This is a genomic window from Kribbella soli, assembly GCF_004331345.1.
GTDB classification, from domain to species: domain Bacteria; phylum Actinomycetota; class Actinomycetes; order Propionibacteriales; family Kribbellaceae; genus Kribbella; species Kribbella soli.
Map to the genome: position 1 here is coordinate 265414 of NZ_SJJZ01000005.1, position 24287 is coordinate 289700.

At 69.4% G+C, this 24287-nt stretch carries 24 protein-coding genes; 11 read left to right on the forward strand and 13 right to left on the reverse strand.

The features are described 5' to 3' along the window. Positions 1 to 2: 2 nt before the first annotated feature. Together E0H45_RS36940 and E0H45_RS36945 are read right to left on the reverse strand one after the other, a co-directional pair. Positions 3 to 641, reverse strand: a complete 639-nt coding sequence (locus E0H45_RS36940; protein WP_131346480.1) for a GntR family transcriptional regulator — start codon at positions 639 to 641, stop codon at positions 3 to 5. 63 nt (positions 642 to 704) lie between these two features. After that, a complete protein-coding gene (locus E0H45_RS36945) occupies positions 705 to 1193 on the reverse strand; it encodes a pyridoxamine 5'-phosphate oxidase family protein (protein WP_131346482.1) in 489 nt (162 codons plus the stop codon). 84 nt (positions 1194 to 1277) lie between these two features. On the opposite strand from E0H45_RS36945, the gene E0H45_RS36950 reads away from it, so the two are divergent. Continuing rightward, positions 1278 to 3140: a hypothetical protein gene (locus E0H45_RS36950; RefSeq protein WP_238155606.1), complete on the forward strand. Its 1863-nt coding sequence runs from the start codon at positions 1278 to 1280 to the stop codon at positions 3138 to 3140. Here E0H45_RS36950 and E0H45_RS36955 read toward each other — a convergent pair. From E0H45_RS36955 to E0H45_RS36970, 4 genes are all read right to left on the reverse strand, one after another. Then, positions 3129 to 3839 carry an isocitrate lyase/PEP mutase family protein gene (locus tag E0H45_RS36955; RefSeq protein ID WP_131346484.1) on the reverse strand — a complete coding sequence of 237 codons (711 nt, stop codon included), beginning with the start codon at positions 3837 to 3839 and terminating at the stop codon, positions 3129 to 3131. The two genes, E0H45_RS36950 and E0H45_RS36955, sit on opposite strands and share 12 nt — an antisense overlap. Positions 3840 to 3849: 10 nt before the next feature. Beyond that, positions 3850 to 4311 carry a carboxymuconolactone decarboxylase family protein gene (locus E0H45_RS36960; RefSeq protein WP_131346486.1) on the reverse strand — a complete coding sequence of 154 codons (462 nt, stop codon included), beginning with the start codon at positions 4309 to 4311 and terminating at the stop codon, positions 3850 to 3852. Positions 4312 to 4380: 69 nt separating this feature from the next. Next, positions 4381 to 4566, reverse strand: coding sequence for a hypothetical protein (locus E0H45_RS36965; protein WP_131346488.1), 186 nt, complete (start codon positions 4564 to 4566; stop codon positions 4381 to 4383). A gap of 120 nt (positions 4567 to 4686) precedes the next feature. After that, the gene (locus tag E0H45_RS36970; protein ID WP_202872704.1) at positions 4687 to 5151 is read right to left on the reverse strand and encodes a MarR family winged helix-turn-helix transcriptional regulator; all 465 of its coding nucleotides are present in this window, start codon (positions 5149 to 5151) and stop codon (positions 4687 to 4689) included. A 145-nt stretch (positions 5152 to 5296) separates the two neighbouring features. Between E0H45_RS36970 and E0H45_RS36975 the strand changes: the two genes are divergently transcribed. Both E0H45_RS36975 and E0H45_RS36980 read left to right on the forward strand, forming a co-directional pair. Continuing rightward, complete coding sequence (locus E0H45_RS36975; RefSeq protein WP_131346490.1) at positions 5297 to 6376, forward strand: alkene reductase; 1080 nt, start codon at positions 5297 to 5299, stop codon at positions 6374 to 6376. A gap of 50 nt (positions 6377 to 6426) precedes the next feature. Then, positions 6427 to 7776, forward strand: coding sequence for an MFS transporter (locus E0H45_RS36980; protein ID WP_202872705.1), 1350 nt, complete (start codon positions 6427 to 6429; stop codon positions 7774 to 7776). A gap of 9 nt (positions 7777 to 7785) precedes the next feature. Here E0H45_RS36980 and E0H45_RS36985 read toward each other — a convergent pair whose 3' ends face one another. Next, positions 7786 to 8007, reverse strand: a complete 222-nt coding sequence (locus E0H45_RS36985; protein ID WP_131346494.1) for a hypothetical protein — start codon at positions 8005 to 8007, stop codon at positions 7786 to 7788. Between the two features lie 145 nt (positions 8008 to 8152). Beyond that, on the reverse strand, positions 8153 to 10927 hold the full coding sequence (locus E0H45_RS36990) for an ATP-binding protein (RefSeq protein ID WP_131346496.1): 2775 nt from the start codon (positions 10925 to 10927) through the stop codon (positions 8153 to 8155). A 148-nt stretch (positions 10928 to 11075) separates the two neighbouring features. Between E0H45_RS36990 and E0H45_RS36995 the strand changes: the two genes are divergently transcribed. The 7 genes from E0H45_RS36995 to E0H45_RS37025 are packed head-to-tail and all read left to right on the forward strand — an operon-like array spanning position 11076 to position 17808. After that, on the forward strand, positions 11076 to 12275 hold the full coding sequence (locus E0H45_RS36995) for a hypothetical protein (protein WP_131346498.1): 1200 nt from the start codon (positions 11076 to 11078) through the stop codon (positions 12273 to 12275). Then, entirely contained in the window at positions 12272 to 13471 is a 1200-nt protein-coding gene (locus tag E0H45_RS37000; RefSeq protein ID WP_131346500.1) for a hypothetical protein, read from the forward strand. The genes E0H45_RS36995 and E0H45_RS37000 overlap by 4 nt, the downstream gene beginning before the upstream one ends. Further along, the gene (locus E0H45_RS37005) at positions 13468 to 14667 is read left to right on the forward strand and encodes a hypothetical protein (protein ID WP_131346502.1); all 1200 of its coding nucleotides are present in this window, start codon (positions 13468 to 13470) and stop codon (positions 14665 to 14667) included. The genes E0H45_RS37000 and E0H45_RS37005 overlap by 4 nt, the downstream gene beginning before the upstream one ends. Positions 14668 to 14679: 12 nt before the next feature. After that, the gene (locus tag E0H45_RS37010) at positions 14680 to 16332 is read left to right on the forward strand and encodes an ATP-binding SpoIIE family protein phosphatase (protein WP_131346504.1); all 1653 of its coding nucleotides are present in this window, start codon (positions 14680 to 14682) and stop codon (positions 16330 to 16332) included. After that, complete coding sequence (locus tag E0H45_RS37015) at positions 16319 to 16696, forward strand: STAS domain-containing protein (protein WP_131346506.1); 378 nt, start codon at positions 16319 to 16321, stop codon at positions 16694 to 16696. The genes E0H45_RS37010 and E0H45_RS37015 overlap by 14 nt, the downstream gene beginning before the upstream one ends. Then, positions 16689 to 17039 carry an STAS domain-containing protein gene (locus E0H45_RS37020; RefSeq protein WP_131346507.1) on the forward strand — a complete coding sequence of 117 codons (351 nt, stop codon included), beginning with the start codon at positions 16689 to 16691 and terminating at the stop codon, positions 17037 to 17039. Before E0H45_RS37015 ends, E0H45_RS37020 begins: the two co-directional genes overlap by 8 nt. A 13-nt stretch (positions 17040 to 17052) precedes the next feature. Next, positions 17053 to 17808 (forward strand): hypothetical protein, encoded by a 756-nt coding sequence (locus E0H45_RS37025; protein WP_131346509.1) that lies wholly within the window; start codon positions 17053 to 17055, stop codon positions 17806 to 17808. Positions 17809 to 17811: 3 nt separating this feature from the next. On the opposite strand, the gene E0H45_RS37030 is transcribed toward E0H45_RS37025, so the two are convergent. Together E0H45_RS37030 and E0H45_RS37035 are read right to left on the reverse strand one after the other, a co-directional pair. Beyond that, the gene (locus E0H45_RS37030; RefSeq protein WP_238155607.1) at positions 17812 to 18765 is read right to left on the reverse strand and encodes a hypothetical protein; all 954 of its coding nucleotides are present in this window, start codon (positions 18763 to 18765) and stop codon (positions 17812 to 17814) included. 11 nt (positions 18766 to 18776) lie between these two features. Further along, the gene (locus E0H45_RS37035; RefSeq protein ID WP_238155608.1) at positions 18777 to 19382 is read right to left on the reverse strand and encodes an AMIN-like domain-containing (lipo)protein; all 606 of its coding nucleotides are present in this window, start codon (positions 19380 to 19382) and stop codon (positions 18777 to 18779) included. A 196-nt stretch (positions 19383 to 19578) separates the two neighbouring features. On the opposite strand from E0H45_RS37035, the gene pdxR reads away from it, so the two are divergent. Beyond that, positions 19579 to 20961 carry a MocR-like pyridoxine biosynthesis transcription factor PdxR gene (gene pdxR / locus E0H45_RS37040; protein ID WP_131346511.1) on the forward strand — a complete coding sequence of 461 codons (1383 nt, stop codon included), beginning with the start codon at positions 19579 to 19581 and terminating at the stop codon, positions 20959 to 20961. A gap of 376 nt (positions 20962 to 21337) precedes the next feature. On the opposite strand, the gene mmuM is transcribed toward pdxR, so the two are convergent. Genes mmuM through E0H45_RS37055 form a run of 3 tightly spaced genes read right to left on the reverse strand, consistent with a single transcriptional unit; the run spans position 21338 to position 24247 of the window. Further along, entirely contained in the window at positions 21338 to 22201 is an 864-nt protein-coding gene (gene mmuM, locus E0H45_RS37045; protein WP_238155609.1) for a homocysteine S-methyltransferase, read from the reverse strand. Further along, entirely contained in the window at positions 22194 to 23120 is a 927-nt protein-coding gene (locus E0H45_RS37050) for an FAD-dependent oxidoreductase (RefSeq protein ID WP_131346513.1), read from the reverse strand. Before E0H45_RS37050 ends, mmuM begins: the two co-directional genes overlap by 8 nt. A 41-nt stretch (positions 23121 to 23161) precedes the next feature. Beyond that, positions 23162 to 24247, reverse strand: a complete 1086-nt coding sequence (locus E0H45_RS37055; RefSeq protein ID WP_131346515.1) for an esterase-like activity of phytase family protein — start codon at positions 24245 to 24247, stop codon at positions 23162 to 23164. Between the last annotated feature and the right edge of the window lie 40 nt (positions 24248 to 24287).

The window sequence follows — 24287 nt, forward strand, 5'->3', positions numbered from 1 at the left end:
CTTCATTCCATGCCGCGGCTGCTCCGGAACAGGACGTGCGACTGGGCGAGATGCTCCTCGGCGAGGCGTTCGGCGGCCGCGACGTCCCGGTTGGCGATCGCGGTGAACAGCTCCAGGTGCTGGCCGGCGACCGCGATCAGGTCGTCGTGCTGGGTCAGCAGCCAGCGCATCCGGCTGCGCAACGGGCGCTCGATCTCGACCAGCAGTTCGTTGGACGCGAGCTCGGTCACGATCTCGTGGAAGTCGGCCGCCTTCCGCCGCGCGACGACGGCGTCCTTCGCCCGCGCCGCGGCCAGTTGCTCGTCCAGAACCGCCCGCAGCCGGTCGAGTCCTTCCCGGGTACGCCGTTCCGCAGCGAGCCGGAACGTCAGCGGCTCGAACGCCGTCCTGACCTCGGTCAGGTCGGCGATGTCGGAATCGGTGAACGTCCGCACCACCGCCCACGAGCGCGGCCGCAACGTCACCAGGCCCTCGCTGACGAGTGCCTTCAGGGCTTCCCGGACCGGCACCCGGCTGACGTCCAGCGCGGCCGCCAGCTCCCGCTCGACGAGCCGCTCACCGGGCGGGCGCAGGCCGTCGAGGATCTCACCCCGCAGCTGCCGCGTGACCCGTTCGGTCTCGGACTCCCGACTCTCGCTCATCGAACCTCTCCAGCTTTTGGTATGCCATCGCAAGCATGGCGTACCGGCAGCCGGTCGGGCGAATCAGCCGGCCGACTTCTCCTTGATCAGGTCCTCGACGGCCTTCGGAATCGTGGTCTCGAAGTCGAGCAGCTTGGCCCACGTGAGCGTCACCGTGATCACGGCCATCTCGTCGTACAGGGCCTTCACGCCTTCGACCCAGCCCGGGTACTGCTCGTCGGTCATGACCTTGTGGCCGGCGACGAGGTAGCCCTCGGGGACGCCCGGGACGATGGTGACCTCGGCGGTGCCGCGGAGCAGCAGCACCTTGGGCGGGAACGCGCCGGTGTCGATGGTGAGCGCGACCTTCGGGTTCTTGCGGAGGGCGGCGACCTTGGCGGACTTCGGAACGGTGGCGATCACGATCTGCTCGCCCTCGACCCAGAACCCGATCGGGATCACCCGCGGGTCACCGTCCAGGCCGTCATAGGCGAAGCGGGCCGGCTCGTGGCCGTTCAGGAGCTGCTGCGAGTACGGCTTGGCGAGGATCTCGGCGATCTGCTGCTGGTTCATCTCGGTTTCCAATCTGAGGAGGCTGGTTCTCATCAGGGGGACGAAGCCGCCGCACGGTTCTCGACATCGATAGGTTGGCGAATCGTGGAGAGTTTTGAATTCGGTCGCGGGACGGTCGAGCTCGCCGACGACGGGGCGGTCGCGCAGGTGCTGCACCCGGACGGACGGCGTGTTCTGCTCGAAGAGAGCTCGGTGCACGACAGTCTGCATGCTTGGGGCAAGGGATTCGTGATCACCGACCGCGGCGCGCACCGGTTCGACGCCCCGGCGTTCACCCGGTGGCGGAGCAGCGGCATCGATCTGATGTACCGGTTCGGCGACCTGGAGCTCCGCGTCGGCCGCCGCTTCGGTGAGCAGTGGACCGAGACGTACGAGCTCCGCAACACGAGCGAAGACGCCATCGAGCTGGGTTCGCTGGCGATCAGTACGCCGTACCGCGATGTCTACACGTCGAGCCGGGAGAGTCTCACCGGTGCGGTGCACGCACACGTCTGGACGGGCGGCGCGGACGCGTGGGTCTGGGCGGTGCCGATGGACGGCAGCGGACCGGGGCTCGGGCTGCAGCTCAAGGAGGGCGAGCTCTGGGCGTACTCGGTCGAGTCCCGCGAGCCCGGCACGAGCAGCAACATCCGCGGCCACATCTACCTCCATGTCACCGACCACGCACGAGTACCTGCCGCGATGGGTGGCCAACCGGCGATCACACTCGCACCGGGAGCGTCGTACCGCTGGACCTGGCAGCTGGCCTGGTACGACGACCTGCCCGCCTTCCACGCGGACCGCGCGCCGCTCATCGACGCCGACCGCCTCGCGGCCGAGGTCGACGAGACGATCGGGCTCCACGACGGGCGCGAGATCACCAGCGCCGAGCCCGGCATCACGTACGTCGAAGCACCCGACGGCAGGTCCCGGATCGCGGTCCTCTTCCACGAGCCGCTGCGGACGATCGCCGAGCGCCGCGCCCGCTTCGTCCTCGACCGTCAGCGGCGGCCGGAGCTGTCCGACAGCCGCAAGTTCGCGTTCGTGCCGTACGACAACGAGAGCGGTCTCACCGTCCTGTCCAGCGCCTGGCGCGACTGGTCCGATGCCCGCGAACGCGTCGGCATGGCCCTTCTGCTGCAGGAGGTTCGCGACCGCGGCTGGGGCGACCGCGCCGAACTGGACGAGGCGCTGGCCGGCTACGAGCAGTTCGTCCGCGAGCATCTGCTCGACGAGCAAGGCACGATCCAGGACGACAGCGTCCACCAGAACGCCGTACGCCTGTACAACTTCCCGTGGTTCGCCCGCTTCCTGCTCGGCCAGGGTGATCGCGCCGGGGCGACCCGCATCCTCAACCGGTACTACGAACTCGGCGGCGACCACTTCCTCGCCTTCGACCTCGGCCCGCTGCTGAGCGAACTCGGCCTCCACGAGCACCTCGTCCGGCACGCGAAGACCTTCATCGGGTACGGCGACGAGCTGCCGCCGCACGAGGTGAACTACGAGCAGTCGATGGTCGCCCCGCTTCTCGAGCTGCTCGTTGCGGCGTACCGGATCGCACCGGACCAGATCGACGGCGCCGAGCTGACCCGTCGCCTCCCCTGGCTGACCGCGTTCGCCGCCGACCAGCCCGACGTACGACTGCGGCATGTGCCGATCCGGCACTGGGACGGCTACTGGTTCGGCCGGCTGCGCCTGTGGGGCGATGTCTTCCCGCATTACTGGTCCGCGTTGAGCGCCGTCGTGTACGCCGCCTGGCCGCGGGAACTCGTGACGCCCGAGCAAGCCGCGTGGCTGGATCGCGCGGAGGACGCGATCCTCCGCGCGAACCTGGTCAGCTTCGCCGCGGACGGATCGGCGACCTGCGCGTTCGTGTACCCGAGCTGCGTCAACGGGCAGCCCGCTCACATCGCCGACCCGCTCGCGAACGACCAGGACTGGGCCCTCGTCTACGCCTTACGTCGTTAGCGTCGGCAGCAGTTCCCGAAGCTGGGCCATCACGTACTCGTGCACGCTCGTCCCGTACGAGATCCGCGTCGCGCCGGCTGCCGCGAGCTCGGCCGGCGTCGGTCCACCGGTCTTCGCATGCCCGTTGATCGGTCCGCCGACCGCTTCGGCCACCTGGGCGAGTTGGTCGAGCGGGGCGAGGATCGGATACACACAGTCCACCCCGGCGCGCCGGTACGCGCGCCCTCGCCGTACCGCCTCGTCGACCGGGTCGTCCACCGGTCGGATGAAGGTGTCGACGCGCGCGTTGATCACCAGCTCGGCCCCCGCGGCGGCACGTACTTCGGTCAGATAGTCCGCCTGCTGGGCGATGTCGACCAACGCACCGCCGACCGAGTCCTCGAGGTTGCAGCCGACCGCGCCGGTCTCCAGCAACCGCTCCGCGAACTCCTTCGGCGGCAGACCGTACCCCGCCTCGACGTCGGCGGTGACGGGTACGTCGACCGCGCGGACGATCCGCGCCACGGCGGCGAACATCGTCTCCGGCGGGGTCAGCTGCCCGTCGTCGTACCCGAGCACGCGGGCGACTGCGCCGCTGCTCGTGGCCACCGCGGAGAAGCCGGCCTCGGCGACCAGACGTGCGCTCACCGGGTCCCAGGCGTTCGGGAGAACCAGGGGAGTGCCGCCGTGGTGAAGTGCTCTGAACAGTTCGGCTGTCATCGCTGCGACCTCACGGCTTGTAGTGGCCGGGCTCCATCCGACCGGTGACCCCGACCCGGGTCCACATGTTGATGGTGATGATCAGCGCGATCAGCTGCGCCAGGTCCTTCTCGTCGAACGCCTGCGCCGCGACCTCGTACACGTCGTCCGGGACGTGGTCGACGCTCACCAGCGTGATCGCTTCGGCCAGCTGCAGCGCAGCCTGCTCCTGCTCGGTGTAGAACTTCGGCGCCTCGCGCCACACCGGCAGCAGCGTGATCCGCTGCTGCTGATCCTCGCCGAACTCCAGCAGGTCGAGCGAGTGCATGTCGGTGCAGTACGCGCATCCGTTGATCTGCGAGGCCCGGATCCGGACCAGGTGCGCCAACTTCGGGTCGAGCCCGTCGTCCGACACCCGGTCCAGCTCGATCATCGCCTTGTAGAAGTCCGGCACCAGGTTGGCGAGCTTGACCCGCCGCGTTGTTGTGCTCATGCCTTCAACCTAGACATGAACCGGCCCAGCCCCATGGTCCAATCCCCGCAGAGATCAGGGGGCCAATTGTCAGGCCTTGGGGCGACGCACCAGACGGCGCCAGGAGCGGGTCATCGCGTTCCCCTGCGCTCGCTGGATCGGCTTGAGGAGTTCGTCCACGGCCGACCCCAGCGGTGCCAGGTCGTCGGTCGGCGGCGGCGCGGGCTTTGTTGCCGCGGGCTCGGGTGTGGTCGGGGTACGACGAAATGCAGACATGACATCCCCTGGGGGGAGAGGGCCGGTGCGGCCGGCACCTCAAGCGGATGTCAACGGATTCCGGAACTACCTCGACACTACTCCTGTCTGGTCCGGAAAGCGCTAGCCAAGACCCGGCGTTCACGCGGTCGTGCTCCGAGCGGCCGCGTCGAGGTTGGCTTCAAGGCGCCGCAGTACGTCGAGAGCGTCGGACTGCTGGGCCGCGGTGAGGTCACCGACCGCGATCTTCTCGAGGTCTGCCCAGCTGCGCTCGACCTCGCGGCGAACCGCCTGACTGGCGGGGGTCGCCTCGATGATCGTGGCGCGCTTGTCGGTGGGGCTGGGCCGGCTGCGGACGAATCCCGCGTTCTCGAGCCGCCGGACCATCCGGGTCATCGTCGCGGAGTCCGAGTCGAGCGTGCGGACCAGTTCGGTCTGGGTCTGCGGACCACGCTCCCACAGCTGCATCATCACCAGCTCCTGGCCGAGGTGCAGGCCGACACCGCGCAGCATCTGCTGCGCCAGCATGCGCTGCAGGCGTGCCACTCGGACGATCGCGTTGGTCAGCGGCTGTGCAGGCATGGAGGCCTGATCGCCAGAAGTCATCGTCACCTCATATAGCTGTTCGGACAGCTGAACCCTACCACGCCTGCCCGATAGCCGCTTGCGGAATGGATCTGGTGTGATTAACTGTTCGAACAGGTAATTGCTCTCCATGTCGGCGAGAGCTCGTCTAGAAACGGAATCCACCATGCCCACCGCCTTCGACCCCTACGCGTTGGGGGACGTCCGCCTGCCCAACCGCATCGTCATGGCCCCGATGACCCGCAGCCGCGCCGACCGACCCGGCGCCACCCCGGCGAACCTCGCCGCCGAGTACTACGCCCAACGGGCGGGTGCCGGCCTGATCGTCACCGAAGGAACCCAGCCGTCCCCGGTCGGTCAGGGGTACCCCGACACGCCAGGACTGCACTCCGCGGAACAGGTCGCCGCCTGGCGAGCGGTGACCGACGCGGTGCATCGCGCCGGCGGCGTGATCTATGCGCAGCTCCTGCACACCGGTCGGATCGGCCACCCGAGTCTGCTGCCCGACGACCTGCACCCGGTCGCCCCGTCCGCGGTGGCTGCCGCCGGCCAGGTCTTCACGGACGACGGCCTGCAGGACCTGGTCACCCCGAAAGCTTTGACGGAGTCCGGCATCCATCAGACCGTTGACGACTACGCGACCGCCGCGCGCAACGCGCTCGCGGCCGGATTTGACGGCGTCGAGCTGCACGGCGGCAACGGTTACCTGATCCACCAGTTCCTCGCGCCCAACACGAACCGCCGTACGGACGACTGGGGTGGATCGCCCGAGGCCCGGACGCGGTTCGTCGTCGAGTTGGCGAGGGCCGTGGCCGGGGTGACCGGCCCGGGGAAGGTCGGACTCCGGATCGCCCCCGGCAGCTCGGCGAACGGCATCGAGGAGAACGATCCGGAGGACACCTACCTCATGCTGCTCGCGCGCCTGAGGCCGCTCGACCTGAGCTATCTGCATGTCATGGAGGCTCCGGGGCAACGCGACCTGACGCACCGGCTGCGCAAGGAGTGGCCGGGCACGCTGATCCTGAACCCGGACACCGGATCCGAGCCGACCGGCCCGGACGCACTGGGACTCATCGAAGACGGTACGGCGGACCTCATCGCGTTCGGGGCGCTGTTCCTGGCGAACCCCGATCTGCCGACCCGGCTCGCGGCCGGCGGCCCGTTCAACACGCCGGACCGCGCCACCTTCTACGGCGGTGACCACCGGGGTTACACCGACTACCCGACGATCGACGGGAGGGCCTGATCATGCGCGCCTCTGCGCAGACACGGCCGGCTTCGACCAGGTCGCTCCGGATGGTCCTCGCGCTGGCGTGCGTCAGCCAGTTCATGGTGATCCTGGACGCCTCGATCGTGAACGTCGCGCTGCCCTCGGTCCAGCGGGAGCTGGGCTTCAGCGGCGTCGGCCTGGCCTGGGTCGTCAACGGCTACCTGCTGACCTTCGCCGGTTTCCTGCTGCTCGGCGGCCGCGCCGCGGACCTGTTCGGCCGACGCCGGATGCTGGTCGTCGGACTGGCCGTGTTCTCTGCCTCGAGTCTCGTTGCCGGCGTGGCGACCACGCCCGCGGTGCTGGTCGCGGCGCGGATCGTCCAAGGAATCGGCGCGGCGATGCTGGCCCCGGCGACGCTGGCCGTGCTGAACACGACCTTCACCGAACCGCACGAGCGGGCCCGGGCGTTCGGCGCCTGGTCCGCGGCGGGTGGGATCGGCGGTACGGCGGGCGCGGTCGCCGGCGGCGCGATCACCACCGGGCTCTCCTGGCGATGGGTCTTCCTCATCAACGTTCCGATCGGCGCGGCACTGATCGTGGTGGCGCTGTTGTCCCTGTCTGCGGTCCGACCTGTACGGCGCGAGTCTCTGGACCTCGTCGGTGCGGTCACGGCGACCGCGGGGCTCGCAGCGGCGATCTACGGGGTGATGCAGAGCGCGGACCACAGTTGGACCGCGCTGCGAGTGGCAGGGCCGGTTGTCGCGGGTCTCGTGCTGCTGGTCGCCTTCACGGTCGTCGAGGCGCGGACCGCCGTACAGCCGATGGTGCCGTTGCGGCTGTTCGGCAGCCGGAGTGTGGCGGTCGGAACGGGCATGCTGCTGCTGTTCGGTGGGATCGCCATCGCGATGTGGTACTTCTCGTCGTTGTTCCTGCAGAACGTCCTCGGCTACAGCGCGCTGCGTTCCGGGCTCGGACAGACGCCTGCGGCGGTGACCTTCGTGGTGGTCGCGCGCCTGGCCACGGCACTGTTGCCGCGGGTCGGCGTACGGGCGTTGATCCTCACCGGCTCGGCGCTGTTCCTGGCCGGATTCGGTTGGCTCTCGCAGGCCTCCGCGGACAGTAGCTACCTGACCGGTCTGCTCGGACCGACGCTGCTGGTCGCGGCCGGGATCGGACTGACGTTCCCGACCCTGATGGCCACGGTGACCGCCGATGCGGCCGCCGAGGATGCGGGCATCGTCGGCGGGCTGTCCAATACCGCCAGTCAGGTCGGCGGATCGGTCGGTCTGGCGGTCCTGACCACGGTCGCCGGCGACGGGGCGTCCACTGCCGAGGCGTTGCCGGCCGGGTACGACCGGGTGTTCCTGGTCGCGGCGGGCCTCGGTACGGCGATCGCACTGATCAGCCTGCTGCTACCGAGGTCGTCCCGCGCCTGACCTGGGCTGTTACCCGCCGCCGTCGGCAGCGATATCTTCAGCGCGCAACCACGTCGTGGTCTCGGGCTGATCCTCGTCGTCGTCCTGGTACTGGACGAGGCCGTGCCACCCGGACAGTTGGCGGTCGCAGCCGATGAGCCATCCCGATCGCCATTCGCCGCGGATCCGGACGTGGACGTGCGCGGGCAGTTGCAGGTGGTCGAGCCGGTAGTTGTCGTGGTCCAGAGCCATGGTAATCCTCGATCGTGGGGGCCGGGTCCGGCCGATGGTGTTCCACGGCGGCATTCCTGCGCGGGTCCGGGCGCCGGTCACGATGGCGAGAAACGTTGGTCGTTATAGCTTCAACGTACCCGGACGCAAACAATCCGGCGGCCGGTCACCAGCGGACGAGTTTCCAGAGGCCGGGCCGTGGCTCGGCGGCGATCTCCGGGCCCGGGCCGTGCGGCGCGCCGACCTCGGCGAAGATCGCCACCGCGGACTTCAGGTGCCGCATCGTCTCGTCCGGATGGCCCAGGGCGTGGTGCAGATCGGCGAGGTTGTTGTGCAGCGCGGCTTCCCGGTGCCGGTCGCCTTGCTCGCTGCACAGACCGAGTGCGGTGGCGGCGAGTTCGAGAGCGGGTTCCAGCTCTCCGCCTGCTCGGTGCGCGAGGGCGAGATTGTTCAGAGCCGCGACGCGGCCGGGGAGGTCGCCGATCTGCTCCGCGAGGTCGCGGCCGGCCTCGAGATGCTGGAAGGCGTCGTCGAGCCGGCCGGATGTGGTCGCGAGCATGCCGAGCAGGTTGTGTGCCTGGCCGAGGGCCCGCCGGTCGCCTGACGCGGTGGCGAACGCGAGGGCCTGCTGGGCGAGGTCCGTCGCACCTGCGGCGTCGCCTGCCTCCTGGTGGGTCAGACTGAGGTCGGCCGTGACTCCGGCGAGCTCGGCGGGCCGATCGGGTGGCAAGGCCTCCAGTGCCTCGCGGAAATGGGCCTCCGCGAGGGCCCATTCGCCGAGCCGGTGACACAGACGTCCCAGCCGGTGCTCGATCCCGGGCAGGTCGGCCGTGGCGGCTTCCGCGGCCGCCAGTTCGTAGCTGCGTACCGCGGCGGTGTAATCCCCGGCGAGCGTCTCGAGGTCTCCTATCGAGGCGTGCAGGGCTGACGGCTCCTCGTGTCCGAGCGCCAGCGCCGCGTGGAAGTGTTCGAGGGCTTCCGCGTTGGCATGGACCGCGCGAGCTTGTTCGGCGGCGCCGGCGTACACGCGGGCGGCCTCCTGGTCTTGACCGGCGAGCTCGAGGTGACGGGCGACTGCTGCTGCCGGGCCGCGGACGGCGCGAGCCGCCCGGGCATGGAGCAGGCGGCGGCGGGCCAGGCCGGTGTCCCCGGATACCAGCCTTCGCAACTGATCGTGGACGAAGTCGTAGTCGAGAGCGCCTTCGTGGATCAACCCGCGGTGCACCAACTCCTCCAGCGCGGCGACGGTCTCCTCGTCAGTGCGCCCACTGACGATCCGAACCGTGTCGACGTCGAACGATCGTCCGAGCACCGCGGCAGCGGCCAAGACCTGCCTGCCGGTTTCGCTGACCCTGTCGATCCGTGCCCGCAGGAGGTCGTTGACACCGGCCGGGACCGGCCAGTTCTCGTCCGAACCGGTCTTCAAGGCGTCGAGGTACTCGACCACCAGCAACGGCACGCCCTCGGTTTCGTCGTACAGCCGGCGCGACAGGTCCTGGTTCGTCCCCGGTAGTGCCTTGGCGAACAGCTCGTCGACAGCGTCCGTCCCCAGCCGCGCGAGCCGCCGTACGGCGCCAACGCCTCGCGCGGCTGCCCCGACGATGCCGGCGGCCGAGCGGTCAGCAGGTGTCCGCCAGGCGAGGATGATCAGCAGTCGGCGCCCGGCAAGCCGCCGTACGCCGTACCTGAGCAGGACCAGGGAAGCCTCGTCGAGCCATTGCGCGTTGTCGATGTGGATCACGCCCGGAACCGTCCCCGACACAGCGGTCGCGAGGGTGTCCCACGCGCCGGCCAGGAACCTGGTTTCGGCCCCCGGACCGTCGGGCCCGACCGTCGGCCGGGCCTCTGCAAGCTCAGGTAGCAGACGCGACGCTTCCGCGAGCGACTCGGCCGGCACATCGCCGATCCACCGGTTGTCGTCGTGCAGGCGGGCCCGGAGCGCGTCGACCAGCGGTGCGTAGGCCAGCGTCGCCTCGTCCTCGTACGCACGGCCGGCCAGTACGGCGGCACCGTTCTTGCGCAGATCGAGGAGAAGCTCGTCGACCAAGCGCGTCTTGCCGATACCGGCCTCGCCCTCGACCACCACCAGCCGGCCGTCGTGATCGATCGCATCGTAGACCGCGCGAACGGCATGTACGTCGTCGTTCCGTCCGACGAACGGCGTCTGGGTCAGCTCGGTCTCTTGCTCCGGAGCCCCAGCGCCCTCCGCGGTAGGGGGCGCGCCGGCCGAGACCAGGGTGCCCGTGTTGACGGCCTCGTAGAGCTCGGTGGTCTCGGGGAGCGGTGACACCCCCAGCTCGCGTGAGAGCGTGCGGACGCACTGGCGGTACTGGAGCAGCGCCGCGGCCCTGTCGCCGGTGAGCGCATACAGCCGGATCAGCGCGCGATGCGCCGGCTCGTGCAGGGGGTCGAGCGACAGCCAGCGACGTACGTGAACAAGCGCGGCCGAAGAGTCGCCGGCCGCTTCCAAGTCGGCCGCCAGCCGGGCCAGGACACTCGTCAGTTCGCGGCGCAGGTTGTCAGCCTGGTTGCGTGCCCAATCCTCGAAAGCGGGGGCGTCCCGCAGACCGAAGCCTTCCAGGAAGTCGCCGCGGAACAGATCGACCGCGGTCTCCAGATCACCTTCGGCCACCAGGGCCCGGAAGCGGTCGACATCGACGGCCAAGCCCTGGCTCTTGATCAGGCGTACGTGATCGCGCGTGGTCTCCAGGGACTCGGGCCCGATCGCGGCGCGCAGCGTGGACAGGGTCCGCCGCAGCGCACCGCGGGCGTGCTCGATGTCGTTGTCCGGCCACAGCAGATCGGCCATGGCGTCCCGCGGGCGCGGCCGGTCGGCCAGGGCCAGATGGGCGAGCAGCGCCACCGCCTTGCGGGTATCGAACCCGACCAGCGTTCCCGCCCGCTCGACCCGGGGCGGACCCAACAGACTGACCTCGATCACCACACCCCCACCCCGTGCGCCGGCGGCGCGGCGGACCGCGCACCGAAACCGTAACGATTCTTGCACGCTGGACTGCGAACGTGTCGTCCACTGGGGAATCGGGAGTTCCATGCCTGCAGGGGAGGGGGAGACTTCAGTGGCGGTCCGCGTGAGTGCTGCCCGTCTGGCCTGGTCGGTGTGGGGACTGTGCGTCGTGCTGACCGCGGTCGCGCTCGTACTCTTCGTGTTCAACGGAGATGTCCGGCCGGCGGATTCGTACGGCTCGCTGGATGCCGTGGTCGACGTGGCCATCCTCGGCTTTCCGACGGTCGGTGCGGTGATCGCCGCACGCCAACCGGGCAACGCGATCGGCTGGCTGCTCCTCGCCACCGGTCTGGGAAACACCCTCGCGCAGGCCTTGCTCGAGTACGGCACCTACACCTTGCTGCGCTCGCCGGGCGCTCTGCCTGGGGGAGCCTGGACCGGTCTGGTGGCCGATGCCGTGATCTGGCCTTCGGTCGCGGCGACCTCGCTCCTGCTGTTCGTCCTTTTCCCGACCGGGCACGTGCCGTCGCGTAGGTGGCGGTGGCTCATCTGGGCGGTGGCGCTCGACGTAGCGGCGTACGTCGCCGGGACGTTGCTCGCGCCGGGGGAGCTGCACTACTTCCCGACGGTCTCGAACCCGTTCCCGGTGTCCGTCCCCAGCGCGTCGACGGTCGGCGATCTCGCCGCACCCGTCCTGGCCGCCGGGCTCGTCTTCGGGCTGGTGGCACTGGCGGTGCGCTTCCGGCGATCGCGCGGTGTGGAACGACAGCAGATCTCGTGGATGTTCTATCTGGGAGCCCTCCTGATCGGCTCGATTCCCGTCACGACAGCGCTCTCGTTCACCAATCTGAGCCTCGCCGGCATCCCGGTCTCCGAACTGGCCTTCGCGGGGTTGCTGCTGGCCATCCCGGGGGCCGTCGGACTCGCGATCCTGCGTTATCGCCTGTACGACATCGACGTCGTCATCAACCGGACACTGGTGTACGGCGCTCTGTCCGTGACACTGGGAGCGGCGTACGTCGGAAGCGTCTTGTTGCTGCAGCTGGTCCTGAGCCCCGTGACGCAGGGATCGGGCCTCGCGGTCGCGGTGTCGACGCTCTTGGTGGCGGGGCTGTTCCGCCCGGTGCGGTCGCGGATCCAGGGCCTGGTCGACCGGCGGTTCTTCCGGCGCCGGTACGACGCGGCCCGGACCCTGGAGGCGTTCGGCACCCGGTTACGTGACCAACTGGATCTCGATGCCCTCGGCACCGATCTCCAGTCCGTAGTGCGCGACACCATGCAGCCGGCGCACGTGACGCTGTGGTTGCGAAAGGCCGAACGATGAGCGGCCGCGTCGCCAAGTGGCTCGCGTGGAGCCTGTTCGGGCTCTTCGTGGCGCTGGCGGTGGCAACGCCGGTGCTCGTGGCGGTGCGCGACGGGAACGCGTCGGACGCGCTGGTCGCGACCGGGATCGGGTTCGCGCTCGTCGGCGCGCTGGTGGCATCACGGCAACCCACGAACGCGGTCGGGTGGCTGCTGCTCGTCGCCGCTGTTGCCCTAGGCATCGACACCTTGATGAGCGTCTACGTCAGCCGGGCAACCCTGCCCGGCGCGGCCTGGGCGGGCTGGCTCAACAGCTGGTTGCTGTTCGTGTGGCTCTATCTGCCGGCCTTGTTCCTCGCCCTCGTGTTCCCCACCGGTCGGCTGCTGTCACGACGGTGGCGGGCCGTCGTCGGGATCGGTGTGGCTGGTGTGGCAGCCAACATCGCCGGAACCGCCTTCGCGCCGGGCGTCTTGGACATCCACGCAGATCGCCCGATCCGCAATCCGCTCGGGGTCAGCGGGCTCGTCGGCGACGCGCACTCCTGGCTGTCCGGCGCCGGCGAGCTGCTCGCGGCCGGCACGCTCGTGCTCGGCGGGCTGTCCGTCTTCCTGCGCCTGCGCCGTTCGCACGGTCGCGAGCGTCAGCAGGTCACCTGGTTCGCCTACATCTGCATCGTGGCCCTCGTTCCGTTCGTCGTACTCGCGCTCGTCGGCCTGGTCGCAGGCGACAACGTCCCGCCCTCGCTGGACGTGGTGCAGGTGATCGCCTGGTGGTCGCTGGTCGTCCTGCTTCTCCTCGGGCTGCCGTCCGCGATCGGCATCGCGATCCTGCGCCACCGCCTGTACGACATCGACATCGTCATCAACCGGACCTTGGTGTACGCGGCACTGACGTTGACGCTCGGTACGGCGTACCTCGGCAGCGTGCTGCTCCTGCAACTGGTGCTGGATCCGCTGACCCAGGGATCGGACCTGGCGGTCGCGATGTCGACGCTCGCGGTCGCAGCGCTGTTCCGTCCGGCCCGGCGCCGGATCCAGCTCCTGGTGGATCGGCGCTTCTTCCGGCACAAGTACGACGCGACGCGGACGTTGGCGGCATTCGGCGTACAGCTGCGCGACGAACTGGATGTCGATGCGCTGGGCAACGACTTGCAGGCCGTGGTTCGGGACACCGTGCAGCCGGTTCACATGTCGTTGTGGCTGCGGAGTCCTCGATGAGCGCCCGCGCCGTACCTGTCCTGGCGTGGGTCCTGAGCGGTGTGTCAGTGGCTCTCACCGCGACCGCCACGGCTCTGGCCGCGGCCGCCGGGACGGTCGACCTCGGCTGGGGAAGCCTGGGCATCGTGATGGTGCTGGTCTTCTGCACCGTCGGCCTGATGATCACGTCCCGGCACCCGCGCAATCCGATCGGCTGGATCTTCTGTGCGTCCGCGGTGCTGAACGGCCTGGGATCGTTGGCCGCCGGGTACGCCGACTACCGGCAAGCCGGATCCGGTTCAGCCGGCTTCCTGGCCGAGGCGGCCGCTGGGTACGCGACCGCGTCGTGGATTCCGGTCGTCCTGGTCCCGGTGGCGTACCTGCCACTGCTGTTTCCCGACGGTCGGCTTCCGTCCCGCCGCTGGCGACCGGTGGCCTGGTGCGCCGGGCTCGGAATCGCCGCCGCTTTCCTGACGTCGGCCACACAGCCAGGTGCGCTCGAGGACTACCCCGGCCTGCCGAACCCGTACGCGATCGACTCTGTCGTACGGACGGTGGGTGAAGGTCTGTCCGCACTGGTGGTGCTGTGTGTGCTGGTCGCCTCGCCGCTGGCGCTGATTCTGCGGTTCCGCAGAGCTGGTTTCGAGCAGCGTCAGCAGATCAAGTGGCTGGTCTGGGCCGGCGCGCTCGCGGCCGCGATGATCGCCATCGGCACCGCAGGCTACGACCTCCTGACCCCTGCCGTCGCCAACGTCGCGATCCTGCTCAGCGTTCTCGGACTACCCGTCGCGACAGGCATCGGCATTCTGCGCCATCGCCTCTACGACATCGACGTGGTGATCAACCGCACCATCGTGTACGGCGCTCTAACGGTCACGCTCGCCGCGGGATATCTGGGCAGTGTGCTCGTGTTCCAGCTCGTACTGCGTCCGGTGACGCACGGCTCAGGACCGGCGGTCGCGGTGTCCACACTTGCGGTGGCGGGGTTGTTCCGACCGGTCCGGTCGCGCATCCAGGCAGTGGTGGACCGGCGGTTCTTCCGGCGCCGGTACGACGCCGCCCGCACGCTGGAGGCTTTCGGCGTACGACTGCGTCACGAACTGGATCTGGACGCATTGGGCGCTGACCTGCGCAACGTCGTACGCGACACGATGCAACCGGCGCACGTGACGCTGTGGCTGCGTGACCGTAACGATTCCCGGACGCCGGGTCCGTAGAAAGGGCTTGTGATGGTCGCATTGAGCAGCACTCTCCGCCGCTTCCGCAGGCGAACCGCCGCCGAAGTCGGACGGCCCGCGTCCGAGCAGCTGGTGCAGCCGGTTCCGGGCGACGAGCCAACGCCCGTCGACATCGCACCCAACGACCCACTCCTCGCCTACCTGCAGAGCGCGAGCGGCGCGGTGGACGTGGAGGCTCTGGAACTCGACTCGCCGGCCCTGGCGGAGCTCAAGGCCGCCGGCGTCAAGCTCGCCGTACCGCTGGTGAGCCAGGGCGAGCTGATCGGTGTGCTCAACCTCGGGCCGCGCCGGTCCGAGCAGGAGTACTCCAGCGACGACCGCAGACTGCTCGACAATCTCGCTGCGCAGGCCGCGCCCGCCCTGCGGGTCGGCCAACTGGTCCGCCAGCAGCAGGCCGAAGCTCGGACCCGCCAGCGCTTCGAGCAGGAGCTCGAGGTCGCCCGGCTGATCCAGCAGAACTTCCTGCCCAAGGAGTTGCCCGAACTGTCCGGCTGGCAGGTCGCGGCGTGCTACCAGCCGGCCCGGGAAGTGGGTGGTGACTTCTACGACGTGATCGCGCTGGCCGACGGTCAGGTCGGCTTCGTGATCGGTGATGTGACCGACAAGGGCGTACCGGCCGCACTGGTGATGGCTGCTACCCGGAGCGTGCTGCGCGCTTCCGCCCAGCGACTGATCGAGCCCGGCCAGGTGCTCGAGCGGGTCAACGAGCACCTCTGCCCGGACATGCCCGCGAAGATGTTCGTCACCTGCCTGTACGGCGTTCTCGATCCGGCGACCGGCCGCTTCCGGTTCGCCAACGCCGGTCATGATCTGCCGTACGTCAAGACCGCCGAGGGGTCGGTCGAGTTGCGCGCCCGGGGCATGCCGCTGGGCCTGATGAGCGGGATGACGTACGAGGAGCACGAAACTCTGCTCGCGCCCGGCGACTCGCTGCTGCTGCACTCCGACGGCATCGTGGAAGCGCACGACCCGCAGGGACAGATGTTCGGCTTCCCGCGCCTCAAGGAGCTGGTGGCGCGCTACCCGGGCGGCGGCGAGTTGATCGAGCTGGTGCTCGCCGATCTGCACGCCCACACCGGGCCCGGCGCCGAGCAGGAGGACGACATCACCATGGTCGTGCTGCAACGGGAGCCGGCGCCGGGCAACGGCAGGATCAGTCCGAAGCTGCTCGCCGAGTTCGAGGTGCCGAGCGTCGAGGGCAACGAGCGGCTGGCGCTCGAACGAGTGGCCGGCCTGGTCGGCCCGCTCGGCCTCCCGGCGGCCCGGCTGCGCCGCCTCGAGACCGCGGTCGCCGAGGCCACGATGAACGCGATGGAGCACGGCAACTCCTACCGCGCCGACCGTCCGGTCACCGTGCGCGTGTACGGCGAGCCGACCCAGGTCCGGGTCGAGGTCGCCGACCTCGGTGGCGTCTCGAGGTCTGGCACGTCTGCTCCCGGCGAGACCGAAGTACCCGACCTGGAGGCGAAGCTCGCCGGACTGCAGCGGCCGCGCGGCTGGGGACTGTTCCTGATCAAGAACATGGTCGACGAAGCGCGGGAGACCAGCGTCGGAGAACGCCACATCGTCGAACTCGTCATGCACCTCGAAGCGGTGCCGGAGAAAGCGGTGCAGGAGAAAGGAGACGACGATGACGACACGTGAAGCGGTCGCCCGCGTCCGGCGGCGGGAAGGCGTGGCGGTCATCGAGCTGATCGGTGACCTGAACGCCGCGGCCGAGCCGGCCCTGGACGAAGCCTGGACCGCCGCGACGAGCGAGCGACCCGAGGCCGTGGTGCTCAGTTTCGAGAACAGCGGCTACATCAACTCGACCGGGATCGCGCTGGTGGTCGGCCTGCTCGCGAGTGCGCGGACGCACCGGATCCCGATCCGGGCCTACGGACTCAGCGACCACTACCGGGAGATCTTCGAGATCACCCGACTGGCCGACTTCATGGCGATCGAGGACGACGAGGACAGCGCAGTACAGAGGGCCGTGCAGGGAGCGGGAGGGGACGGAAATGGCTGAGGCAACAGCGACATTCGACGTACGCCGGCAGGGGACGGCCGGTGTCCTCGATATCCGGGGAGACGTGACAGCGGGTTCGGAGGACGTCTTGATGAAGGCGTACGAGGGCGCGGGGGACGTCACGGCGGTGATCCTCAACTTCGCCGGCCTGTCGTACATGAACAGCGGTGGCATCGGTCTGCTGGTCACCCTGCTGGTGCGCGCCAGGCGGCGCTCGCAACGGCTGCTGGCGTACGGGCTGTCCGAGCACTACCGGCAGATCTTCGAGCTGACCCGCCTCGACGAGGCGATCGGCATCCACGACACCGAGCAGGACGCGCTGGCCGCGGCCGGCGCGGCGTAGAGGGGCGGACACCATGAGTAGCAACGACGAGCAGCCCGCCGCGGCGAACCGCGACGCGGCCAACTGGGCCAAACTGGTCTCGCGACTGAAGGTCGCACAGGTGCCCGACGGCGCCGTGAACCTCAACGTGGACGGCCGGCAGCTCACCAGCCCGATCCAGGGGTTCGGGAAGATGTGGCAGAAGACCTACGTGGTCCGTCTGCCGGGCGAGCGGGTCACACCGACCGAGCTGATCGCCACCTGGCGCCGGCAGTTCGGCGAGTTCTGGCCGAAGGGCAACCATTTCTACGCACCGCTCACCGGCATCGAACCCGGTGACGTCGCGCTCCTGAACCTGCGGATGCCCGGCGGTACGACGCTGTCGACCGGGGTGATGGTGCTGTACGCCGACGAGGAGTCGTTCACGCTGATGACGCCGCAGGGGCACATGTTCGCGGGCTGGATCACGTTCAGTGCGGCGCGGCAGGACGACGAGACCGTCGTACAGTCCCAGGTGCTGATGCGGGCCTCGGACCCCATCTTCGAGCTGGCCCTGACGATGGGAGGCCATCGCCAGGAGGACCTGTTCTGGAGCCAGACCCTGGGCAACGTGGCGGCCCACTTCGGCCATCCGGATGCAGTGGTCGAGACCAAGGTCGTCTGCGTGGACAAGCGGCGCCAATGGTCGAGATGGCGCAACGTGTGGCACTCGTCGGCCATCCGCTCCACGATCTACATGGTGGAAGCCCCGATCCGCGCCATCACCCCCCACAAACGCCCCGCCGCCTGACCGCTACTCCCCGAGGAGCCAGTCGTCGTAGCGGGGGATCCAGCGGAAGTTGACCGGATCGTCGAAGGTGATCGGGACCTGACCGCGGCCTTGGATGACGGTGGCCAGGCCGTTGGCGTGGCCGACCGCGTACAGGTACCCGGCCTTGGTGTCCTTGTCGATGCCGAGCAGAAGCGTGCCGTTGCGACCACACGGCTGGGCGAGCATCGTTTCGAATCCTTGCCAGGTCGATCGGCGGACGAGCTTCACGACCGGCTTCATCGGCGAGGTCGTCGGGATGTGGATGGTGTAGAGCGCCCCGCTGCGGCTGTTGGCGAGGAACGTGTCGTAGGTCCGGGTCTTGCTGATCAGGGCCATCGACTTCACCCCGGTGAATCCTGGGTACGACGCCTTGCTGCGCCAGGCGCCGGTGCGGTCGAAGGTCCAGCGGAAGAGTGTGCCGTCGTTGCGGAGCCCGTAAGCGTTCATCCGCCAGAAGTCGCCGGTGGGCGACCGGTACTCGGCCCGTTCGAACGCGGTGAAGCTGCTCCAGCCGCCACCGACCCGCGAGAGGCCGGCGTTGACGATCTCGCCGTTCGCGGCCTTGTAGCCGCTGCCGTACAGCGCATCGCCCATGACGACGAAGCCGCTGACGTCGAGGCCGTCGTACCCGTCGTCGGTGCCGATCATCGAGGTGCTCAGCCGGACGAGTCCGTCGGGGTACACATCGTGTGCCACGAGCTCGCTGCCGCCCGCTGTGGGCGGCACGGTCGCGCTGACGTGACGTGCCCGGTGGTCACCGCCGGCGGTCCGCGAGCCCAGTGAGACCAGGCAGGATTCAGTCGCCGTGGAAGTCGCTTCTGTATGCGACGCAGCCGCGGAGGCGGTCGCCGGGACAGCGACCGCTCCCGCCGGTACTGCGGCCACCGCGAGGACTGCGAGTGCTGTGCGAAGGCGGAACGTGCGAAGTGTCTTCATGGCGTCGTCCCTCACCAGCTGTGGGCGACGTCGACGACGACCCGGCTCGTCGTACCTGGACCGGTGAGCGTGAAGACGCGGAACGGGAGCCGGGCGCGGACGCCGAGTCCGATGGTGGTCTCACCTTCGAAGCTGCCTGCGCTGACGACCTGCCGGAAGGTCCGGTAGCCGGTGACGTCGGTCAGTTCGTCGTAGTTCGCCGGGTTGTAGGTGTAGTGGTTCGTCTCGTCGTAGGACTGTGCCAGCAGGACGATCGCGAGCTTGGCGCCACCGCGGACCGGAATGAGCTTGCCCTCGCCAACGGTGGAGATGTCCTTCACGTACTCCACGCGGAACCAGGACGGCTTGCCCTCGATGTCGAACACGATCCGGTCGAAACACGCGTGCTGTCCGGTCCGGACGTCGGTCAGGTGACCCAAGCCCTGGAACGTACTTGCCTCAGGCAACGAACCCCAGCCGGTCGGGCAGCTGGCGGCAGCGGTGCTGACGACGGATGCCCTGGACGGGCCGGCGAGCGCCGGTACAGCGACCGCTCCCGCCGGTACTGCGGCGATTGCGAGCACCGCGAGTGCGGTGCGGATCGGTCTGCGGATGTCGATGGTCGGAATACATTTCACGATGCCCCCCTCAGGACACTCAGCTAGATGCACCAGGCGGGCCGGAAGTTGCACATCGGGCGCACCGAACCCACAGGAGGACCGCAGCAGCTGCCCAGATGACGGGGAGGACGCGGTGCCGGCCCTCGAGGACAAGCGTTGGCTTCATGCCGACCCAGGGGGAGTTGGGCGCGGGCGTGGGCATAGGGTCCACTCCATGGAGGACCCACAGGCCACCTGGGCCGGTTCGGACCTGCATCTCGAGCTGGCGGCGACGCGGGGGCGGAACGATCTGGTGCAGGCCCTGCACGAGTCGATCCGGACCGGACGGCTGCCGGCGGGAACGCGGTTGCCGTCGTCGCGGTCGCTGGCTCGCGACCTCGGTATCGCGCGGAACACGGTTGCCGATGCCTATGGGCAGCTCGTCGCCGAGGGGTGGCTGATGGCGCGGCAGGGGTCCGGGACAGTGGTCGCGAACCGGGCCGCCGTACCGCCGGCGCCGAGCGTTTCGTTGCCCGAGGCCCGGAGTTTTCGGTACGACCTGACGCCGGGGTCCCCGGATGTGGCGACGTTCCCGCGGACCGAGTGGCTGGCCGCGGCGCGGAAGGCGCTGACCGCGGCGCCGAACGAGGCGTTCGGGCTGGGGGATCCGCGCGGCCGGATCGAGTTGCGGCGGGTGCTGGCGGACTACCTGGCCCGGGCGCGCGGCGTGCGGGCCGATCCGGAGCGGATCCTGATCTGCTCGGGGTACGTGCAGGCGCTGAGTCTGCTGAGCGAGGCGATCGGGACCCTCGGCGGTACGACGATCGCGGTCGAGGAGTTCGGGTACGGGCTGCACCGGGACGTGATCCGCGCGCGGGGGCTGGAGGTGGCCGCCGTACCGGTGGACGAGTTGGGTGCGCAGACGACCGGGTTGACCGGGCAGGGCGTGCTGCTCACGCCGGCGCACCAGATGCCGACGGGCGTGCCGCTCGCGCCGGAGCGCCGTACCGCTGCCGTCGAGTGGGCGCGGGAGTCGGGGGCGGTGCTGATCGAGGACGACTACGACGGCGAGTTCCGGTACGACCGGCAGGCGGTCGGGGCGTTGCAGGCGCTCGATCCGGAGCGGGTCGTCTACACGGGTACGGCGAGCAAGAGCCTCGCGCCCGGGCTGCGGCTCGCGTGGATGGTGCTGCCGCAGCGGTTGATCGAGCCGGTGGTCGCGGCGAAGCGGACGGCCGACTATCAGACCGCGACCCTCGAACAGCTCGTCCTCGCGGAATTCATTGCCTCCGGCCACTACGACCGGCATGTACGGCGTTCCCGTCTGCACTACCGTCGCCGCCGCGACCGCCTCGTCGAACTGCTCGCGGTGCGCGCGCCCACCGTCGAGGTGGCCGGGATCTCGGCGGGCCTCCATGTGCTGTTGGACGTTCCCGGCGACGCCGAAGACATGGTCGCCCGAGCCGCCCGCCAGGGCCTAGGCCTCGCCACGCTCACGACGTACCACTTCAACCCCACCCCAGCCACCCGCCAGGCAGTAATCGTCGGCTACGGCACCCCACCCGACCACGCCTACCCCGGAGCCCTAGACCTCCTCTGCCAGGTCCTCGGCGTCTAGCCCGCCGCGCCACCAACCGGGGGTTCGCACAAGAACGGGGGGCACTACACAAGAAATAGCCTGTTCCCACCCACCACTTCCTCGGCAACGCCCCGGGATGTGCTGGTTCGGGCGGTCGGTCTGAGGCCCACGAGAACACCACTTCGGTTGCCGACCGCGTCGGGCAGCCCGCGATTTCCGGAACCTCTTCGCCACCAGATGACCTTTATGTTCCGCAAAGGTGCCCGGCAACACATCACCCGCACAACACCAGGAGACCGGATATCCCCTGGTGTTGTGGGTTCTCCCTTCGCATACCAACGGAGAAGGCACAACGCCATCGGATATCCCCTCGTGTGCGGGGCTCTGGTCGCGAGGAACAGCAGGTAGCGCGCAGCTACGCAACGCCCGCCGCCAGCGCTCGGATGTCGTCCGGGCCTACTCGGCAGCAGCCTCCGATGTACGTTGCACCCGCCTCGACCCAGGTGGGTGCGAAGGTTGCTGGGCCCTCGCCGTTGCCGACCCATTTACGGGCGACGGCGTCCCAGGACTCGCCGTGGTTGGGGTAGGCGATCGCGGGCTTGCCGGATGCGGCGACGGCTGTCTGCACGGCGGCTTGGACGTCGGTCGGCTTGCAGCAGTTGATGCCGACAGCAACTACCTGGTCGATGGCGGGGATCGCGAAGGCTTCCGTGAGTGGTTGGCCGGCGCGCGTGTGGTCGCCCTCGATCGAGTACGAGAACCACGCGGGGAAGTCGAGTTCACGCAGTAGCTCCACCAGGACGTCGGCCTCGTCGGTGTCGGGGATGGTTTCGACGGCGAGCAGGTCGGGGCCGGCGTTGGCGAGGAGTTCGAGGCGCGGGCCGTGGAAGTCGCGGAGGACCTGCGAGCTCACGCCGTACCGGCCGCGGTACTCGGAGCCGTCAGCGAGCATCGCGCCGTACGGTCCAACAGAGGCCGCCACCAGCCGGTCGTCGAACTCGTCGCGGACGGCGAGAGCGATGCGGACGCTGCCCGTGATCAGGCGTTCGGCCTCGGCGCGTTCGACACCGGCGCGTTCGAAGCCGACCACGCTGGCCTGGTAGCTCGCTGTCGTGGCGACCATCGCGCCCGCCTCGTAGTACGCGCGGTGCACGGCAGCGATCTCCGAAGGCGCGTCACGCAGCAGACGGGCGGACCACAGTGCGTCGGACAGGTCGTGGCCGCGGTCCTCCAAGGCGTTCGACAGACCGCCATCGAGGATGACCAGGTGGTCAGACACCTTGGACAAGTTCGAAGACCTCGTCCGCGCAGCCCCAGGAGAGGGTGACGCCGGAGCCGCCGTGGCCGTAGCAGTGGATGATCGGCTCGCCGGAGCGGGTGCGTACGAGCTCGCACCGGATCGCCGGTCGTGCAGGCCGCAGCCCGACGCGCTGACGGATGATTTTCGCCTTGCGCAGTTGGGGAACCAGCTCGGCCGCCCGCTCCATGATCTCCGCGGTCGTCTTCGGGTCGACGGCCATGGTCCAGTCGCCGGGCTGGCTGGTGCCGCCGACGACCACGTCGTTCTGGCGCGGAATCACGTACGTCAGCTCGTCCGGCGAACGGTCCGCGAGCAGCCAGTCGGTCAGCCCGCACGGCTCGACGGTCAGCACCTGTCCGCGCACCGGCGTCACCGTCGGATCGCTCGCGGTCAGCCGCGCGCCCAGCCCGGTGCAGTTCACCACCAGATCGGCCCCGGTCGGCAACGCGGACAACGCCGCCCGCGTCAGCGTCCCGCCCGCAGCCTCGAGCCGTTTCACCAACGCAGGCAGGTACGCCGGCATGTCGATCACCGGCGTCGTGAACGCCCACCCGTCCACGAACCCGGCCGGCGGCGACGCGACCCGCGTGAGATCCGGCAGTACGTCGGCCCACCGCGGATCCGGCGTCCGCTCCACCAGGAACTCGCGCCCGTGCCGCAGCTGCACCGACGGCTCGATCTCCGCCAGCTTCGCGAACTCCTCGTACGTCGCCCGCGACCAGCCGGCCACCCGGTCCTCCGGGGCCGACAGGTACGGGTACCAGATCGCGGCCGCCGCCGACGAGGTCGTCTCCAACGGCAGATCGCGGGCGAACACCGCCACGTCGTACCCGCCCTCGGCGAGCCGGATGGCACAGCTCAGCCCGATCACGCCCGCACCCACCACGATCACGCGCATTCCCACAGTCTTACCTACACACGGTGATCACGCCAGACGGGCTAGTGGAGGTCGACGGCCAGGGAGTAGAAGCGGGTGATCTGGGTGGCGCCGTTGTTGTCGTCCGACATCAGGTACAGCTGCCGCCGTCCGCCCGGCAGGTACTCGCCGAGCGCGAGCGCCTCGACGTTGTCCAGCAACGGGTTCGGCTGCGGCTGCTTCGCGACCGCGCCCGACGGCGGGCAGTCCACGAGGTCGAACAGCAGCTTCTTCTGCAGGAAGACGGACGACGGCGCATCCGCCAGCGATGCCTGGGCCGTCACGTCGGTTGCCCGCCGCAGCGACACGGTGAAGACGCGGATCGTGTTCCCGACGCCCGGGGTGAACGTCCGCTCCATCGACACCAGTTCGGTCGGGCTCGCCGACGCGAGCTCGACGAGCGCGAGTCCCGGGTCCGGCTTGTACGCGTACTGCGCGACCGGACGGTACTCGTGTCCGGGCAGACCGAAGTACCGGATGATTCGGTTCCGTGTGCGGTTGTCGACGTCGGTCCCGTCCGATGCGAGCGGGCCCTCCATGCCGGCGTACAGCGACAGACCGTCACGGCTGACCGCGAGCGACTCGAACGTCGCGTTGCTCGTCGCCTCGCCGGCCGGCGCGACCTGGAAGCGGGCCGGCACCGGCAGCTGACCGATCTGCTGGCCGTCCGACAGGCGGAAGCGCCGGATCGACGGCTCCCGCTCCGACGTCGCCAGGATGGTCCGGTCGCCCCGCTCGACGACGAGGCCTTCACCGTCGAAGTCGCCACCGTTGTACGGCGTACCGTCCGGACGCCGGAGAATCGTCATCGCGTCGACCTGCACCGAGGTCGGCTTGCTGTTCACCTTCAGGCCGAACACCCGGGCGGGCGTGGTCCCGACGTTGTCGACGAGCGCGACCGCGCTGTGCGGCCCGGTCACGTTGAGTGCCGACAGCCCGGCCACCGGCTGGCCGTCGTACGTCGTCTTGTCGAGCGCATCGCTGAAGCCGAGGAGCGTCGCGTTCGAGGAGCAGGCACCGCCGCCCTGAACAGGAGTCGCCGACGCGGTGAGCGTCGTGGTGAGTGCGGTCAGGACAACTGCTGCGGCCAACGGCTTCTGCCAACGCATTCCGGACTCCTAGAAGAGGGACGACAGCTGCGATCAAAAC